Origin of the sequence: Psychrobacter sp. JCM 18900 (genome assembly GCF_904846625.1) — a bacterium.
Classification (GTDB): domain Bacteria; phylum Pseudomonadota; class Gammaproteobacteria; order Pseudomonadales; family Moraxellaceae; genus Psychrobacter.
In genome coordinates, this window is the sequence record NZ_CAJHBL010000003.1 from 592,338 (window position 1) to 610,274 (window position 17,937).

Consider the following 17,937-nt stretch of genomic DNA (forward strand, 5'->3'; position numbering starts at 1 on the left):
TTTTTGAAGATTAATAACGTTAAATCGCTACTCTTTCAAAGCGAGCGATAGATTCAACATGACCCGTATGGCAGAACATATCCATCACGCCAGCATGAGTCAGACGATAGCCTTGTTCTAACAATGCTTTTGTATCACGAGCAAGGGTCGCTGGATTACAAGACACATAAACAATGCGCTCAGCATTGAATTTTGGCAAATATTGCATAATCTCCCAAGCACCAGAGCGCGGTGGATCAATCAACAGTGCATCGAAGCCTTGATTGGCCCATGGCTTATCAGTACAGTCTTGAGTCAAATCTTGACTGTAAAACTCAGTATTGTTAATACCGTTGCGACGAGCGTTGTCAGCAGCACGTTTGGTCATGGCCTCACTGCCTTCGACACCGACTATTGAGCCTGTCTCGCCAACGAGGCGCGCTAATGGCAAGCTAAAGTTACCCAAACCACTGAATAAATCTAATACGCGTTCGCCTGCTTTTAAATCCAACAAGTCACAGGCAAGCTTAGTCATCTGACGGTTCACAGATAGATTTACTTGAGTAAAGTCAGTAGGGATAAATTCAAAAGTCAGATCATACTCTGGCAATTGATAATATAAACGCCCAAATTGCTCGCTCAAATCATCAGCGTCTGTCAAAGCAATACGTTGGATGCTATCAACGCCTTTCGACTGCAAATATAGCTGCCAATTACGCGCTGCAAAAAATACTTTTAGTTTGTCTATATCAGCGTCTGACAACGGTTCTAAATTACGTACGATGAGCGCAACTGGCTGATTGCCATCAGGTAGTTCTGGCAGTTGCTCACCCATTGCAAGCTCAAGCTGAGCAATTTTGTCACGACTCTCTAAAGTGCTAATAAGCGTTTTTAGGTTTTCAATCTCAAACCCAATACGCGGATCCAAGATATGACATTCATTTAGCTCTGCCAAGAAGTTACTTGAACGCTCGCGGAAGCCGACAAGCGCGGTTTCTTTTTTGACAACATAGCGCACGCCCAAACGTGCTTTGGTACGATAACCAAGACGATCACCGACCACAGGAGGGAGCCAATTGTCAGGTTCCGCGTTGGCTTGATGCATTAGCATTTCAGCCAGTACCGACTGCTTAAAGTTTATCTGACCATCTGGCTGCCAGTGCTGCAAGTTACAACCACCGCAAGTACCAAAATGCGGGCATGGTGGGACAGCACGTTCAGGGTTTGGGTTGGCAGTAATACTAATGGCATCGCCTTCTTCAAAGCTAGCACGGCTGTTGGTTATTTTTACTAAGGCGCTTTCACCTGGGAGGGCAAAACTAACAAAGATTTTTTTGCCGTGTTTATCTTCAGCATGGCCTTCCGCAACGTCAAAACCATTACCATAGACAGCAACACCGCGACCATCATGTGACAAGCCATCAATATTAAATGGAATTGGCTCTGCATCTTTTAGGCGACGACGTGTCTTTGATGATGGCTTCGATTTTTTCTTACTAGGCGGAATGACAATCGTTTGGGTGTCGTTTGTTTGAGCTTCATTCGCTTGAGCGTTACTGTTTTGCGCTGCCATATCAGATGCTGTAGATGTTTTTGAATCGGTGGGTTGCATAAACCTGCCTTAATAATAAATAACCAGAAGAAGGGAATGAAAAACTGCTAATAGTGCTAATTCTATAATTTGGGTGCCGATGACCAGTCAGCGATAAACTCTTGATGTCGCGGACTACCGTCAGTCTGGGTATACTTTGCCAGATAGTCATAGCTCTGCTGCTGCCAAGCATCAAAATCTTGTGAAGACAACTGTCCTGTTAGACGTAACCAGCGTAAATAAATAAGCCAAGTGTTCATAACATCAGACTCACAGTATATAGATAGGGTCTGCCAGTCACCGCTACTAACAAGCGCGCCAACCATGCTTCCATCCACGTCAGTTTTACCGGGTAATCCGTACAGACTTGCGACGATATCCATGGCTTCGCGGCGACTAGCACCATACTGGCTAAACCGATCCATCAAGTCTAGATGACGTGTATGAAAACGATTAACATAGTTATCAAAGCGCATGTTTTTAATACGCTCGCCTTCTTCGAACAGCCATGGTGCTGACAAATCATATTGCATGGCACGATATATCAGTACAGGTATGTCAAAGCCTGAGCCATTCCAGCTAATAAGTTGCGGCAGTGTCTCAATGTCGTTAAATGCTCTAAAGAATTTGGCTAGGATTTCTTTTTCACTAAATTTATCGGCAGTCAAAGAAAATAGCGATAACTTCCCATCCTTGATATACAGAGCTGAGATACAGACGATGCGCTGTAGTGGCAAGCGCATGAAATCATGCCCTGCCTCTTGTGTACGTATCGCTGTCAGCGCACTTAACGCATCCGCATCGTTAAGATCGGCCAATTGCGGATAGATACGGCGTGCTGCATCGACATCGGCGACAGTCTCGATATCAAAAACCAATATAGGGTCGGATGGTAGCGCTTGTGACATAGATAATCCTGACTATTTATGAGCTGATAGTTAATTCATTATAAAAGAATGACAGCGCTAACCTTGCTTGAAGTATTGCATCTGCACTTGGCCGCTTTGCACTTCTTTCAAATTAACGATACTAAATGGCATTTCTTATGCATTAATTAACTTCTGCGCTGCTGTTATCCGTATTACTATCGTCAACGTTATATAAACCCGTTGATAAATAACGATCGCCACGATCGCAGACAATAAAAGCAATAACAGCATTAGGATTTTCTTTTGCCACTTGGGTCGCTGCCCATGCAGCTGCGCCCGAAGATACTCCAGCAAAGATACCTTCAGTCTTCGCCAATTTACGCATATAGACTTCGGCAATACGCTGATCGATATCCATCACTTCATCAATCAAATCTGCATCAAAAATACCTGGCATATAAGCCGCTGGCCAACGGCGAATACCAGCAATCGAAGCTTCTTCATCAGGCTGTAGGCCGATGATTTTGACGTCTGGATTTTGCTCTTTTAGGTAGCGTGATACACCGGTAATCGTACCTGTCGTGCCCATCGAGCTAATAAAATGCGTAATTTTACCTTCTGTCTGTGCCCATAGCTCAGGGCCTGTAGTCAGGTAATGTGCTTGACTATTATCAGGATTATTAAACTGATCCAATACAACCCCTTTGCCATCTGCTTGCATCTGCAATGCCAAATCACGCGCAGCTTCCATACCTTCGTCTACTTCAATCAGCGTTGCGCCATAGGCAATCATGGCATCTTTACGCTCTTGGGTAGAGTTGGTTGGCATCAGCAACGTTATTGGGTAGCCACGCATCGCAGCGACCATGGCCAATGCAATACCAGTATTGCCACTAGTGGCTTCAATCAACATATCGCCAGGCTTGATATCACCGCGCTGTTCTGCTTGATAAATCATATTAAAAGCAGGACGATCTTTTACTGAGCCCGCTGGATTATTACCTTCAAGCTTAGCTAGTACTGTGGCACCATTGGCAATGTGCTCTTGCTCAGGCAGACGTTGAAGTTGTACCAATGGCGTTTGACCAACGCAATCAGCGAGGGTAGTGATTTGAGTAATAAAGTTAGCATTTGACATGGCCGTAGTGGACATAAAGTATCCTTTTTTATTTTTTAAATATGTTTTTAATGGCTTGTTTTTGATGGAAACACTGTTTTTATTGTTAGATCATAATTTTAGACAGTCGCTTGGTATATAGGTTTACGGTGATAAGCGAGCTAAAAACGAAAGGCATTAGAGTGCGCTCTCATATGTTATGACTATGAGCGATATATTGTGGTAAATAAAAAGTGGCTTTATTATATCATTTTGTTTTCAGCTGCGCTTATCGCATCAAGGATTAATAGTCACTGTATCAGGTCAATGTCAATGTTACGTTGAGGGTTGCAAAAGTAGGACTGTTCGCTTAACGCCGTCTTTTCTTTGATACAGAGTAGTTGGCACTCTAATTATAACGTTATTCATCACATGGAATGCCTAACCAGAACTTAGAGAATCCTGTTAAGATAATCTTGAGCTGTATATCAATTGTCTTATCAGAACCAATTACCTTATTAACAATTAGTGGTTTCATTAAAAATAGCGCCTTACCCAGATGCTCTGAGATGATGCGCTGCAAGTAACACGAACACTGACACTATTACGAAAATTCACGGCAAGAACCTTAGTAGAGAGTAGACCTAGCATGGCATATAAAAAACGTTTCGACACCAGTAGTGCTTATGGTCAGCTGATCATACTGGTGTTTTTGCCCATCTGTGTGTTGGCAGCAGTAGGCGGCATTTTGGTATTTCACGAAACCATGCGTGCAAGCGACTCTGAGCAAGAAGTATTGGCCGAAGCGGTACTTATTCGCTATACACCAGTCATAGCTGAACTGATTCCTGAGCTGCTAGAACAAGAGCGCCAGCAAGTAGGGAGTAGTGCTGAGAGGACCCAGCAAGCGGCGATGACGACGCTAGAGGGTATCCAAGATAAGCTTGGACGTATGCAGTCTGAGCAGCATGTACAGCGCATTGCTATTATTAATGAAGGCAATCAAATACTAGCAACAGTCGGTTATGGCCTCAATGAAGAATGGCCGCTAATCAGTGATTCCGCAAGCTTTTTGTCACAACGACCAACGCCTGTAGGCACAGCGTATGGCAGTGTATTGGGAGAGTTTGAAGGGCAAACGTTGTGGCTGCTCGTCGATATGGACAATGAGCCGCTCTATATTGCACGCTACCGTATTGCGATGGCGTTAGTGATTACCGGCTTGTTTACTATCTTGATTCTACTACTGAGCCTAAATATCTATTCAAAACGTTGGATTGCTCCCATTTATGAGCTGCGTTTGCAGTTGCAGCGTACCCATGTCGATAATTTATACCAACCTGTACCCGTTGAGTCAGATGGTGAACTGAATCTATTACAGCAAGATCTAGTTAGAACATTGCGCCGCCTACATAGAAGCTTTCAAGAGCTCAAAGACCATGCCGAGCAAACGGAGGATGATTTACGTCTGGCATTTGATGAGATGGAGATGCAAAACATCTCTATTCGAAATGCACGTGATGCGGCAATTTCAACCAGCCAAGCAAAATCTGCGTTTTTAGCCAATATCAGTCACGAACTGCGTACACCATTGAACAGTATCGATGGTTTTATTAATTTGCTGGCACGTCATGGCGAGCTCAATCCTGAGCAGGACTTGTATGTACAGACCATACGTAAGTCCTCAGCACACTTGCTCGCTTTGGTAAATGATGTCTTAGATTTTTCTAAAATTGAGGCAGGCAAGCTAGTACTGGATCGTCATGAATTTGATCTCTATGACACCATTTACGATGTGGTCGATATGCTATCTCCTGTCTCTGCGGAGAAGGGTTTGCGCATGGCAGTACTGTTTTACAATGATGTGCCGATGCGCATCAACGGCGATGCGTTACGTCTTAAGCAAGTATTGACCAATATCGTTGGTAATGCCATTAAATTTACGGATAGTGGTGATGTGGTGGTGCGTGTGAGCTTAGATGACCACCGTGACAATTATCTGATGATTAGCGTGCAAGATAGCGGAAAAGGTATTTCTCTTGCAGATCAAAAAATGCTGTTTCAAAGCTTTAGCCAAGGCGATCCATCAATCACGCGTCAGTATGGTGGTACAGGGTTGGGTCTGGTCATCTCCAAACAGTTGACGCGCTTGATGGGCGGTGATATTGGATTTCATGATAATGCTCAAGAAAATATTGCCAACCAAGGTGCGACGTTTTGGTTTCGCATGCCGGCCCATGTCGATGTGCTAGAGGCAGCCACTGGTCAAACGATTGAATTACCAGTATTAGCGCCACTGGCAAGCGAGACCGATGAGTTTAATGTACTGGTTTGGATCAATCATACTGCTTCGATACAAGTACTAAAGGCCAGCTTGCAGTACTTACCGATTAAGCTGACTCAAGCCAACTCATTACCAGGTGTGCTTGAGTCATTAAAAGAACACGGTAACTATTGGGATTGGGTCATCGTTGATGATGACACCCAAGACGATATGATGGCGCTCCTCAAGCAAATTCGTCTGCATTATCAAGGCAAGCTTGCTGTATTTGGCTATCAAGTGGCAGCCGATCAAGCGCTACTCAATCGCTATCATGCCAACATACTGTATGAGCCATTAGACAAAAGACAGCTGTACGCGATGCTCGATACCCAAAGCCGTAGTATGCCGCAAAGCTTGCAGGAACCACGCTGGAAAGGGGTCACTGTACTGGCAGTTGATGACCATTTGCCCAATTTACTAGTGCTTGATGCTTTATTGAGTGAGCTAGGTATTCAGGTAGTCACTGCGAGCAGTGGATTTGATGCTATTGAGATTATCAGTAAACAACAAACCAAAAATATTAAAACTGCCAAGAGCGATAAGCAAAGCCTATCGAATAAAACGCAACTCTCTAAAGCAGAAACACGTGATGAGATAAATAAGAAAACAAATAGCGCGTTCTATCATGAGGACACGAGCGCTGATGATAAAGCGGCTACGCAAGACAAAGATAATATTGATTTGATATTTATGGATATTCAAATGCCGCGGATGTCGGGACATGAGGCAGCTAAGCAGATTCGAAATATCGAAAATGCGGATAGTCGTATCCCTATTATCGCTCTGACCGCGCATGGGTTGGCAGATGAACGTGACAAACTTATAGCCAGCGGTATCAATGACTATGTCGGCAAACCTATTAGCCAACCTCAGTTATTGCAAGTGCTACAGAAATGGCTTGGTCGCAAGAGTACGACACCACAATTGACCGCATTACCTGATACAGATTTGCAGAGCTTTGGCTTACAGCATTCTGATTTGCAGAGTGATAATTTACAAGGTGCTAATGTACAGGATGCTAATGTACGGGGCACCGACTCATCAGAAGCTGAGCTAACTGCTATTGACTCGTTGCGTGGTTACTCAATCAATGACAATGATTTATCGAACGACTTGCTCTCCAACAATGTAAATGGGCAAGAGACTCAAGCCAGTTCAGACAACTCAATCGCTACTTATCCAATAATAAGAGGAGATGGGGTAGATCGTAATAGTACTTCTGTCAGTAGCGAGCCGAAAATTACCCGTCCACTATCCCTGAAAAAAATCCGTGATGATTATCTGCGTGATAGCCAGCCTCGTGACGGCTATAGACGAGATACTGCGCGTGATATTCAACCGCGCTATGAAAGCTTACGTCTACAAAAACAAGGTCAATCGCCACTACTACAATCACAAATAAGGTCTATCGACAACTCTCAAGATAAAAGCCCTCAAGACCAAGGCTTTCAAGATAGAACAGCTCACGATAATACGACTTTACACGAGCAAATCAATAATGACTTTAGTAACAACAATATAAGCAAAAGTGATACTTCAAACATTTTAGATTGGCAAGATGCGCTCACTCGTTCAGCGAACAAACCTGAATTGGCGGCCAAGCTTATTATCATGATGATCGATACTATCAATGATGAAAAACAGGCGCTTATTCAGGCATGGGAAGCGCATGACCGCAATATGTTGGCACAAATTGCCCATCGTATACTGGGCGGTAGTCGATATACAGGTGTACCGCAACTGCGTCAGGCTAGCCAAGATTTGGAAGATAAATGTCTGCTGAATGTACAGCATACGACACCTGTGCAATTTGCAATGATTGAGCCCTATTATAAGGCATTATTAACGGCGCTAGACAACTTGCAAAAGGTAGATTTATCTTCTTATCCTCAGCTTAATTATCATCGCTTGAGCGAAAATGACATGACGTGGAAAATGATATAAGTTGAGGTTAAGGTAAAGCAGATAAAATCATTCAGGTTCAGAAAGCGATAGGTAGTCTTGTTAGATTTGCTTATCGTTATCAACTAAACACTCTATATCTGCTGTATATGAAACTGACTATAGTATCGTGGCAGTCAGTTATTACTACGGTACAACAAAGACAAGCCTGCTAATATTGTGAATATCAGCACCATATTTATTTTATTCATTAATAAGGATTGTTATGAACGCGATTGCAAGTTACCAGTATGAGACCTTACAAGTTAGTATTACAGACAACATACTGACGGTTACCTTAAATCGTCCACATAAAAAAAATGCCATGAGTTTCCAGGTAATCAATGAGTTGATTAAGCTGGCAGGTCGCATTAGCAAGGACAGAACCATACGCGCGGTCATTCTAAATGGGGCAGAAGGAACGTTTTGCGCAGGGATTGATTTAGGAGACTTAAATCATCCAAAAAACACAGCATTTGCGCTTTGGGAGTTGATTAAGCCATGGCAAAGTGCGTTCCAACGGGTGTGCTTGGTATGGCGTGATCTGCCAGTACCCGTCATAGCAGTATTGGAAGGGTATTGTATCGGCGCTGGGTTACAGTTGGCGTTGGCTTGTGACATACGTGTCAGTCACCCTGACTGTCAGTTATCTATTATGGAAGCTAAATGGGGGTTAGTGCCAGATATGGGACTGACTCAATCGGCATTTGGGGTTCTACGAGAAGATACTCTAAAAGAGCTCGCCATGAGCGCTCGTATCATCGATGCTAATGAAGGCAAAGAGTTAGGCTTGATTAGCCATTGTAGTGAAGTGCCTCTTGAACAAGCACAAAAGCTTGCTGCCGAGTTTGCAGAGCGCTCTCCTGATGCGGTGCTAGCAAGCAAACGCGTGATAAATGCGATGTATGATCAACCTGCCAAGACTTTATATAAAGAAAAAGCATGGCAGCTTAAAATGATGCTTGGTCGTAATCGTAAGCTTGCCCTCAGAAAAGCAAAGCAGGCCAGCACCTTATTTGGCAAACGCCAATTCCGCTAAATTTTTGCTATCAGTAAATTTGCTAGTGTTATTTTCGTTTGATTCACTTTAATAGAAGAGGTTACTACCTAAGAATACCAGACATATTTTGATAAATCCTTTTGACGAGTTTTAATTGTTAGCGGTTGTTTTGCCATTGTCTTACAGCCATTGAAATGCAAGCAGATAGCACGATATAGCATTGTCTGCTTGCACCGATGTGGGTAAAGATGCACTATTGTTGTTAAAGGTATCTATTTTGATTACTAGATAAGCCAGTAAAATGACGAAAGCCTACCTAACAACACGTGCAAGCAATTAAACGTCGAAAAATAAAATATTAAAAATAATAGCCACTATATAAAACGGTCTAAATATGTCTGCTTCAAAACCCTCCCTTCCAAACAAACCTATCGCCTCTGAGCGAGTGCGCTCTGCTGATTTGCCTGTTGCATGGATTATGATGCTTGGGCTGATGGTTGCAGTAGGGCCATTATCCATTGATATGTATCTACCAGCATTGCCATCGATGGCCGATGATTTCGGTGTTTCAACGGCCTTTATGGCCAACTCTGTTCCTGCATACTTTTTAGGTTTGGTATTTGGGCAGCTATTTTACGGCCCATTCAGTGACCGTGTCGGCCGTGTCAAACCTTTATATATAGGTATGACCTTATACGTTATCGCTTCTATCCTTTGTGCGACCACTGATAATGAGTACGTGCTTTTTGCAGGCCGTACTTTACAAGCATTGGGCGCGTGTGTGGGTGCAGTAGTTACTCGCGCTGCGATTCGAGATCGCCTCACTGCCAAACAAACGGCAAAAGCTTTTTCCATCATGATTTTAGTGATGGGCTTAGCACCCATATTGGCACCATCGCTTGGCGCGCTATTCTTACAGTTTTTTGATTGGCATTCTATCTTTTGGTTTTTAGCTGCATTTGGCGCTCTTAATTTGTTACTTACTAAGTTTTTCTTTTTTGAAACTTTGACCGAAGAAAATCGCAACGTACGTCCTGCAAGAGAAGTGCTCAGTCAATATTGGGATTTATTAAAAGACCCGACTTTTAACTATCCAGCAATTGGTGGTGGATTGTTAATGGGAGCGATGTTTGTCTATATCAGCTCGGCTTCTGAGCTAATTATGGATACTTATGGCGTCTCAGCGACACATTTTGCTTGGTTGTTCGGAATGAATGCGGCTGGTTTTGTAGGTTTGACTCAGTTAAACCAATGGCTTACCAATCGCTTTCGAATACTAAGTATTTTGCGATTTGGGGCGATGATGCAGGTTGTCTCTGCGGGTGTGCTATTTGTGACTGGCTTGCTTTTAGGGACGGATGCTTGGCTACCACTGGTGCTGGCTTGTATTTTCTTTTGTATCGCAGGACTGGGTCTGACCCAGCCCAATGCTTCTGCAATTGCGCTCGCTTTTCAGAAACGCCGTGCTGGTATGGCAAGTGCATTACAAGGCTCGCTAATGTTTTCAGTCGGTATCTTCGGCGGCTTATTATTGAACCTGTTTCCAGTCAATCCAGTCCTCAAGGTCGGTATTGCTCTGTTCTCACTAATGAGTTTCGGTTCTTTCCTGATTTGGAAGATAGACCGTAATCTCAATTTGGACGACGCAGAGTAAAGGCATTTCTATTTTAAGTTAGCTGTATTTTAAAAAGCACTCATGCGTTCACAGCGTATGAGTGCTTTTTTGTGCACTCTATATATTTTTATTCAGAGCAAAATTAAATTTTATAGGCGTTTTATATGATGGAATTTATTGATTATAAACGAGTATATGTTATTTACGATTATATGCAGCCTTTGCTATATATGGCTTACCTTAAATAATGACCAAACATAATTATTGCAATCGTGAAATTAGGCAAGTACTATCTAACGTAACTTTCTGTAAGTTAATATGTATAGACATTGCTTAACCTTGCTAGATTGTCAATTAATTAAAATGTAAAACAACGTTAGGTTTCAAGGATAGATTATGAAGCAGTTATATCGAGCGTTACCGATTTTGTTGAGTGTTGGCCTATTTGGCTGTGGTAATTCTGCTACTCAAGAAAATGCAAGCGCACCAGTAAAGGAAAACACAGATAGCTTTGTGAGTAAGCTACCTGATACAGCGCCAACATTGAAAGTTGCCATGACTGGTGATTTGCCGCCTTTTTCATTCCAGGATGACTATGGCAATATGCAAGGCACTGATGTTGATTCAATTCGTGCTATTGGTGAAGAGCAGGGGTTCAAAGTCGAGTTTTACAAAGAAACTTGGCAAGACATGTTCGATAGCGTCGAAACAGGAAAGCGTGATCTAGCGATTTCTGGTATTTCTTACAAAGACGATCGGGCAGTGAGATATGGTCTATCAACACCATACTTTTTCAACCCAGCTACTATCATGTATTTGGAAGGTAAGTTCGATGTAAAAGGCTTAAACGATATAAAAGGTCTAAAAGCAGGTACGTTAGAAGGCTCTAAAGAAGAAGACACGCTAAAAGAGATGGGCAGTTCAGTTGAGCTAATTTCAAGACCTACAGCATTTTTGGCGTATCAGGATTTGGTTCAAGGTAATACAGATGTCTTCTTGTACGATATGCCAGTCTTACAATATATCGTCAAAGGCTATCCTGAGCATAAAGTGAAAATTGTACCCTATGAAGCTGCAGATGCGCCTTCAGCCCAGCAAGTGGTGCTCATGGCAAAAGAAAATACTCAGCTTATCAAAACGGTTAATGAAGGTATTGCCAAACTAAAAGAAAAAGGGACATTTAAAGAAATTGAGGCGCGCTGGTTGGGTGAAGCTGACCCTGCTGAAAAGAGCGACTCTGACACCAATACTAAGCAATTGAACTAAGGAATTCTGAAGATGGCAACCGTACCTAATGTTGACAATAAGCGCTATCAAGGTCTGATTATTTCAATTGCACTATTTTTATCTCTAATCGGTGCTTTGCTAGCGTTCACGTTTTATACCTCAAATTTATTAGAACGAAACACCGCTTTAATTGACCAAACTAACCAAGTTGCAAACAGTGCACAGGCAGTAATTAAAGATCTTTTCGATTTAGACAGTAGTTATGGTGAGGATACTAACTCTCCGCACATACAACGAGTGCTAAGCCGTTTAGAACAAAATACTGCGCTAATCACCAGCTCGATTGCTGCTATTGAGCAAGGCAGTACAATTACAGATGCAGAAGGTAATAGCTATGACTTGCCAAAAATTGATAGTCAAGCACAAACCAATATTGCTGCGGCCAATGAGCAATGGAAAGCGCTAGAGCCTAAGATTCAAACATATCTAAAAGATGCTGATAATATCATGGTAACGTCTGCTGATGAATTGACGCAGGCCGTTGAACAGGCGAAGACATCAAGTTTGTTTATTAACGATTCTTTGGATAATTTGACAAAAGACGTGTTCGATAGTGCACAACGTCAAGCAACTACCATTCGTCTTATTCAGGTACTTGGTGTTGCCGCTATCTTTACCTACTTCCTAATCTTCGTATTCTTCTTTGTACGTCGTCTACGTGAGACGGATGCTGAAGCACTTGCCGCTCGCCAAGAAACGCAAGAAATTATGGAAACGGTAAATACGGGTCTTTTCCTACTTGATAAGGACTTGAATATTGGTCAACAGCATTCTCGAGCGCTGAACAATATCATCGGCTCTGATAGCTTGGCAGGGGAGAACTTTACCAATGTCTTGCGTGGCCGTATCTCTGATAAAGACCTCAAGACCACACAGCAGTTTATTGAACAGCTCTATAACCCTCGAGTGAAAGAAAAGCTGGTAGATTCACTTAACCCGTTAAACAAGGTCATGCTGCATAATCTGTCTGACGACAAGAGTCTTGATAATCGCTTCTTAGATTTTAAATTCTCACGTGTTTATGACAATAAAGACATTGCCCGTATCTTGGTCAACGTTAACGATGTATCAGATGCAGTCTACTTAGAACAGCGCCTAGAAAAAGAGCGTTCGCAAAACGATATGCAGATTGAGATGTTAACGACTATCTTGAATGTGAATCCAAAGATTATTAATGAGTTTATTGGTAATACCCAAGCGCATATCGAGAAGATGAATAATATCTTAAAAAATCCTGGTAGCTCACAATACGAGCTTGAAGGCAAATTAAAAGCTATTTATCGTGAAATGCACAGCTTAAAAGGTGAAGCATCAGCACTAAAACTACACAGCTTTACGAAGATTGCTTCTGATGCTGAAGACAAGTTACATGCATTGCAAAACCAAGGTCAGTTGTCTGGTAATGACTTCTTACCATTGGCAGTACATTTGGATGATTTGCTCAGCTTATCGAACACGATTGCGACGTTGGGTGAGCGTATCAACCGCTCAGCACCGACAGCAGCTAAGTCGTCAACCGTACAAGCGCCAATTGCTACCCAAAGTCCAGTAGCAGACCATGCAGCTAGTAATGCTGACTTTGATGGTGGGCTAGATATCGACTTAGACAATGAAGCAGATGACGATTTATTGTCTTTTTACAATGAATTTACAAAAGAGATTGCTGCAAGACAGGGCAAGCAAGTACAGCTAAAAAGTACGACGCTAACCCAAACCAGCATTCCGGCAAATCTGGCAAAGCCAATCAAAGAAATCAGTATTCAGTTGCTGCGTAATGCGGTAGTACATGGTATCGAGTCGCCAAGTGTGCGTCATGCTACTGGCAAAACTGACGTTGGGATCATAGATTTGGAAGTGCAAGACAACGGTTCAAACTTTATGCTAGTGGTGCAAGACGACGGACAAGGCATCAACTATGACAGCATCCGTAATAAACTGATTGAAGAAGGTCGTTTCGGTACGGAAGAGACAAATCAGCTTAGCAAAGGTGACTTGCTCAAACAGCTGTTCTCTTCTGGATTCTCTACCAAAGAGCATGCAGATGAAGATGGTGGTCGCGGTGTCGGACTTGACATCATCAAAGCAAAAGTAAAAGAGTATGATGGCAAGCTTAACGTAAATAGCGAGCTGGGTCAGATGACACGGTTTGTCATTACTTTACCTAAAGCTTAATCAAAATAGTAATTATATTGTCAGGGACGACAAGCACTTCATTAAAGGTAGTAGATAAGTTATGCATAAGTTAATGATTGTTGATGATTCAAATATTATTAGAAACCGTATTCAGCGCGCATACGATTCAGGAAAATTCATGTTGGTTGCAACAGCGACTAGCGGTGTTCAAGCCATCGAAAAGTTCAATGTCCATCGTCCTGATGTGATCACTATGGACCTAACCATGCCACAAATGGATGGGCTAGAGTGTATTGAAAAAATCATCGCGATTGATCCTGAAGTACGCATTTTAGTGGTATCAGCGTTATCGGACAAAGCCACCGGCATTGAAGCACTGTCGTTAGGTGCTAGCGGATTTTTGTGCAAGCCTTTTTCGGAAGAGGAGCTTGTAGAGTCTTTGTATGAGCTGATGCAAGACTAATACCATTCATCGACCAAAGCAGATGTCATTATGAAAGAGCAAAAGCTACAGATTTTTTTAAGTATTATTAGTAATTATTTTGAACAGTTTGGTGGAGAAGAGCTTATTGCTGATACCCCTTACTTACTAGAGAACAAACAGCCAAAAGTCCACGATTATACGGGCGTGATTGGTATATCTGGTGGCCAAAAAGGCGTGGTGTATTTCTCGGCGACGCGTGACTTGCTGTCTTCAATCTTAGACAGCATGGGCGAAACCGATAAAAGTGAAGAGAACTATGTAGATCTGGCTGGGGAAGTGGCCAATACCATCGCAGGCAATGCACGTAAAGAGTTTGGCTCAGAGTTTCATATCTCTGTACCATTTGTGTTCAAAGGTGCGCCGCAAAGTATTGTATTGCCGAACGATGAGCGTTCTTTTATCATCCCCATCACTTGGCATTCTCAAGTAGGCGAGATTGTGGTTTGTTTGCAAGACTAATGCTGCCACGTAATACAGATGGATATTAATATATTATGGTTAAAGTAGAAAAATTGGGTGTATTTCTAAGCTCGATCAATGCGTTTTTTGCGCAAATCGATGGCTCGGAAGTGTCAATTGATACCCCTTACTTGAACAACAACAAAAGCGCGATTGGCTTTGATTATAGCGGTGTCATCAAGATATCGGGTCCTTTAGAAGGTTGCGTCTATGTCAGTGCACCAAGCGCGATGTTGCGAGAAGTCATCAAAGTGATGGGCGAGCCTGACTCTTCAATCACTATGATGAAAGATTTGTTGGGTGAAATGGCCAATACAATCTCAGGTAACGCTCGTACAGAGTTTGGTTCAGAGTTTATTATCTCTCCGCCGCACATTGTAGAGAGTGCGCCAAGCGTGTCTTATTTGCCTAAAGATCGTCAAAGTTACATCACACCATTTACGTGGCGTGGTTACAAGGCGGTCATTGGTATTTGCATTGCATAAATTATAGTCAATCCTCTATAAACGAGTGATAACTATAAAAGAGCGACAGCATTAACCTCACTTAAAAAATAGCTATTAGAAAAATAATCATGAAAAAAGCGATGCAAATGTGTCGCTTTTTTTTGTTTTATTATCGCCATAGTTTGTTTTTATCTTATTGATACACTACAAACAAACTGCTGGAGATTCCAAGACGTTATGTGATAAAATACAGCGCAGCTATTTTTTATAATTCACTTTATAGTTTAGATTTGGGCATTTGCTTCAATCTAGCGATAGCTTCTTTTTTTAAACCAACCAATGACACACACATCATGGCAAAAAATTGCTGGGTGTTTGGCGACTTGATTAATTTGTGATCTGTTAGTGCTTTACTAATGAAAACTAACCGGTAGCAGATGCGTGTCGCTAAATAGGCTGTTTTTGTGATGTGGAGGCATAACCCAACCAATAGGATATATTCTCATGGCTACAAAGAATCCAACCAAAATCGAAATGCGCGACTTACTACAAGCAGGCGCTCACTTTGGTCACCAAACACGTTTTTGGAACCCAAAAATGGGTCCATACATCTTTGGCGCACGTAACAAAATCCATATCATCAACTTAGAGCACACCGTAAAAGCGTTCAACGAAGCGTTGACTTACGTAAACGGCCTAGCTGCTAAGAAAAACAAAGTATTATTTGTTGGTACTAAACGCGCTGCAAGCGGTATCGTACGTGAGCAAGCAGCTCGCGCTGGCATGCCATACGTTGACCATCGCTGGTTAGGTGGTATGTTGACTAACTGGAAAACTCTACGTCAGTCAATCAACCGTCTAAAAGAGCTAGAAAAGCAAGCAGAAGACGGTACTTTCGCTAAGCTAACTAAGCGTGAAGCGCTAGAGCGTACTCGCGATATGGAAAAACTTGAGCGTTCACTAGGTGGTATTAAAGACATGGGCGGCCTACCTGACGCTATCTTCGTAGTAGACGTAGATCATGAAGCTATTGCTATTAAAGAAGCCAAGAACTTGGGTATCCCAGTTATCGGTATCGTTGATACTAACTCTAGCCCAGACAACGTTGATTACATCATCCCAGCTAACGATGATGCTATCCGTGCTGTGACTTTGTACGTAACTTCTATGGCTGATGCTATCATCGCTGGTAAAGAATACGCACAAACTCAAGCTGGTGGTAAAGCTGAGCAAGCACCTGCTGCAACTGAAGAAGCGCCAGCTGCAGAAGAAGCTGCTGCAACTCCAGCAGAATAAGTAGCTGACTTAAAAAGTTTAACTTTGTAAGGATGTCTTTATAGTGTATCTATCAGCATCCATATAATGTTCTGAACAGCATATAAGCTCATAATAGGCATGATGTAGTTTTACTCGTCATGCCTTGTTATTGAATAAAGCCTGATTAATAATGCCGTGCGTATAAGCGAGCAGCTATTGGGCGGGTATTATCGTTCCTACTGGTCATATCGCTATATTGTACAGATGTTATTTGTTTGACATCATCTATGGCTATATTAGTAATCGTTCAAAACGAGCTGTCTGCAAGATTTTAAGTAATACTAAGATATCGAATAGAAATCCAGCATTTAGAAATACAGCACTCCTATACATAACTATACTAAGGTGACTCTTATGACAGAAGTAAAAGTATCTGCCAAAATGGTAAAAGAATTGCGTGACCGTACTGGTCTTGGCATGATGGAATGTAAAAAAGCGTTAGAAGAATCAAACGGTGATGTTGAAGTTGCCATTGATAACCTACGTAAATCTGGTCAAGCTAAAGCAGCTAAAAAAGCGGGTAACATCGCAGCTGACGGCGCTATCATCATCGCTCAAGGCGAGAACAAAGCATTCTTGTTAGAAGTTAACTGCCAGACTGACTTCGTTGCAAAAGATGACAGCTTCACTGCATTTGCAGAAAAAGTTGCTAACCTTGCACTAGAAAACAACGTAACTGACGTTGCTGCTATCTCTGAATTGTCTTATGGCGAAGGTCAGACTGTTGAAGAAGCACGTGTATCTCTAGTACAGAAAATCGGTGAAAACATCCAGATTCGCCGCGTTGAAACACTTGAAGGTGCTAACATCGCTGCATACCGTCATGGTCTACGTATCGGTGTAGTGGTATCTTATGAAGGTGGCGACGCTGACACTGGTAAAAACCTTGCTATGCATATCGCTGCATTCAACCCTGTTGCTGTAGATGACGAAGATGTTGCTGCTGACGTATTGGCACGCGAAAAAGACATCATCGAAGCGAAAGCTCGTGAGTCTGGCAAGCCTGACAACATCGTTGAAAAAATGATCGAAGGTGGCCTACGTAAGTACCTAGACGAAGTAACTTTACTACGTCAGCCATACGTTATGGACAACGACAAGAAAGTTGGCGAAGTCTTAAAAGCTGAAGGCGTAAAAGTACTTGGCTTTAAACGTCTAGAAGTTGGTGAAGGCATCGAGAAAAAGCAAGAAGACTTCGCTGCTGAAGTTGCTGCAACTCAGGCTGCTAACAAGTAAGCACCAAATAGTATTGGATCAGGCTGTGAGTCCTTAATTGTGGCTCACAGTTCGGCTTTATTTCTCTTAATGCATCAAAATATGAAGCCTCAAGATATAAAGCATCCAGACATAAAAAAGCCCATTAATTCGTTAATGGGCTTTTTTATGTCTGACTTTTA

13 protein-coding genes are annotated in these 17,937 nt (G+C 42.4%); 10 read left to right on the plus strand and 3 right to left on the minus strand.

Annotated features, from left to right (window positions below):
* Positions 1–19 precede the first annotated feature (19 nt).
* The 3 genes from rlmD to cysM form a co-directional block, all read right to left on the minus strand.
* On the minus strand, positions 20–1,591 hold the full coding sequence (gene rlmD, locus JMX96_RS08075; RefSeq protein WP_201568487.1) for a 23S rRNA (uracil(1939)-C(5))-methyltransferase RlmD: 1,572 nt from the start codon (positions 1,589–1,591) through the stop codon (positions 20–22).
* Positions 1,592–1,653: 62 nt separating this feature from the next.
* A complete protein-coding gene (locus tag JMX96_RS08080; RefSeq protein WP_201568488.1) occupies positions 1,654–2,478 on the minus strand; it encodes a 3'-5' exonuclease in 825 nt (274 codons plus the stop codon).
* 142 nt (positions 2,479–2,620) lie between these two features.
* A complete protein-coding gene (gene cysM / locus JMX96_RS08085) occupies positions 2,621–3,592 on the minus strand; it encodes a cysteine synthase CysM (RefSeq protein WP_370587171.1) in 972 nt (323 codons plus the stop codon).
* Between the two features lie 592 nt (positions 3,593–4,184).
* Between cysM and JMX96_RS08090 the strand changes: the two genes are divergently transcribed.
* From JMX96_RS08090 to tsf, 10 genes are all read left to right on the plus strand, one after another.
* Entirely contained in the window at positions 4,185–7,802 is a 3,618-nt protein-coding gene (locus JMX96_RS08090; protein ID WP_201568489.1) for an ATP-binding protein, read from the plus strand.
* 223 nt (positions 7,803–8,025) lie between these two features.
* Positions 8,026–8,838 carry a crotonase/enoyl-CoA hydratase family protein gene (locus JMX96_RS08095; RefSeq protein WP_201568491.1) on the plus strand — a complete coding sequence of 271 codons (813 nt, stop codon included), beginning with the start codon at positions 8,026–8,028 and terminating at the stop codon, positions 8,836–8,838.
* 355 nt (positions 8,839–9,193) lie between these two features.
* Entirely contained in the window at positions 9,194–10,453 is a 1,260-nt protein-coding gene (locus JMX96_RS08100) for a multidrug effflux MFS transporter (protein WP_201568493.1), read from the plus strand.
* Between the two features lie 357 nt (positions 10,454–10,810).
* Entirely contained in the window at positions 10,811–11,680 is an 870-nt protein-coding gene (locus JMX96_RS08105; RefSeq protein ID WP_201568495.1) for a transporter substrate-binding domain-containing protein, read from the plus strand.
* A gap of 12 nt (positions 11,681–11,692) precedes the next feature.
* Complete coding sequence (locus JMX96_RS08110) at positions 11,693–13,873, plus strand: ATP-binding protein (RefSeq protein WP_201568502.1); 2,181 nt, start codon at positions 11,693–11,695, stop codon at positions 13,871–13,873.
* A gap of 61 nt (positions 13,874–13,934) precedes the next feature.
* The gene (locus JMX96_RS08115) at positions 13,935–14,297 is read left to right on the plus strand and encodes a response regulator (protein ID WP_057758425.1); all 363 of its coding nucleotides are present in this window, start codon (positions 13,935–13,937) and stop codon (positions 14,295–14,297) included.
* A 30-nt stretch (positions 14,298–14,327) separates the two neighbouring features.
* Entirely contained in the window at positions 14,328–14,777 is a 450-nt protein-coding gene (locus tag JMX96_RS08120; protein WP_201547934.1) for a chemotaxis protein CheX, read from the plus strand.
* A 35-nt stretch (positions 14,778–14,812) separates the two neighbouring features.
* Positions 14,813–15,262, plus strand: coding sequence for a chemotaxis protein CheX (locus tag JMX96_RS08125; RefSeq protein ID WP_102091536.1), 450 nt, complete (start codon positions 14,813–14,815; stop codon positions 15,260–15,262).
* Positions 15,263–15,727: 465 nt separating this feature from the next.
* Complete coding sequence (gene rpsB, locus JMX96_RS08130) at positions 15,728–16,519, plus strand: 30S ribosomal protein S2 (protein WP_057758431.1); 792 nt, start codon at positions 15,728–15,730, stop codon at positions 16,517–16,519.
* A gap of 375 nt (positions 16,520–16,894) precedes the next feature.
* Positions 16,895–17,776: a translation elongation factor Ts gene (tsf, locus tag JMX96_RS08135; protein ID WP_114701165.1), complete on the plus strand. Its 882-nt coding sequence runs from the start codon at positions 16,895–16,897 to the stop codon at positions 17,774–17,776.
* The last annotated feature ends 161 nt before the right edge of the window (positions 17,777–17,937 follow it).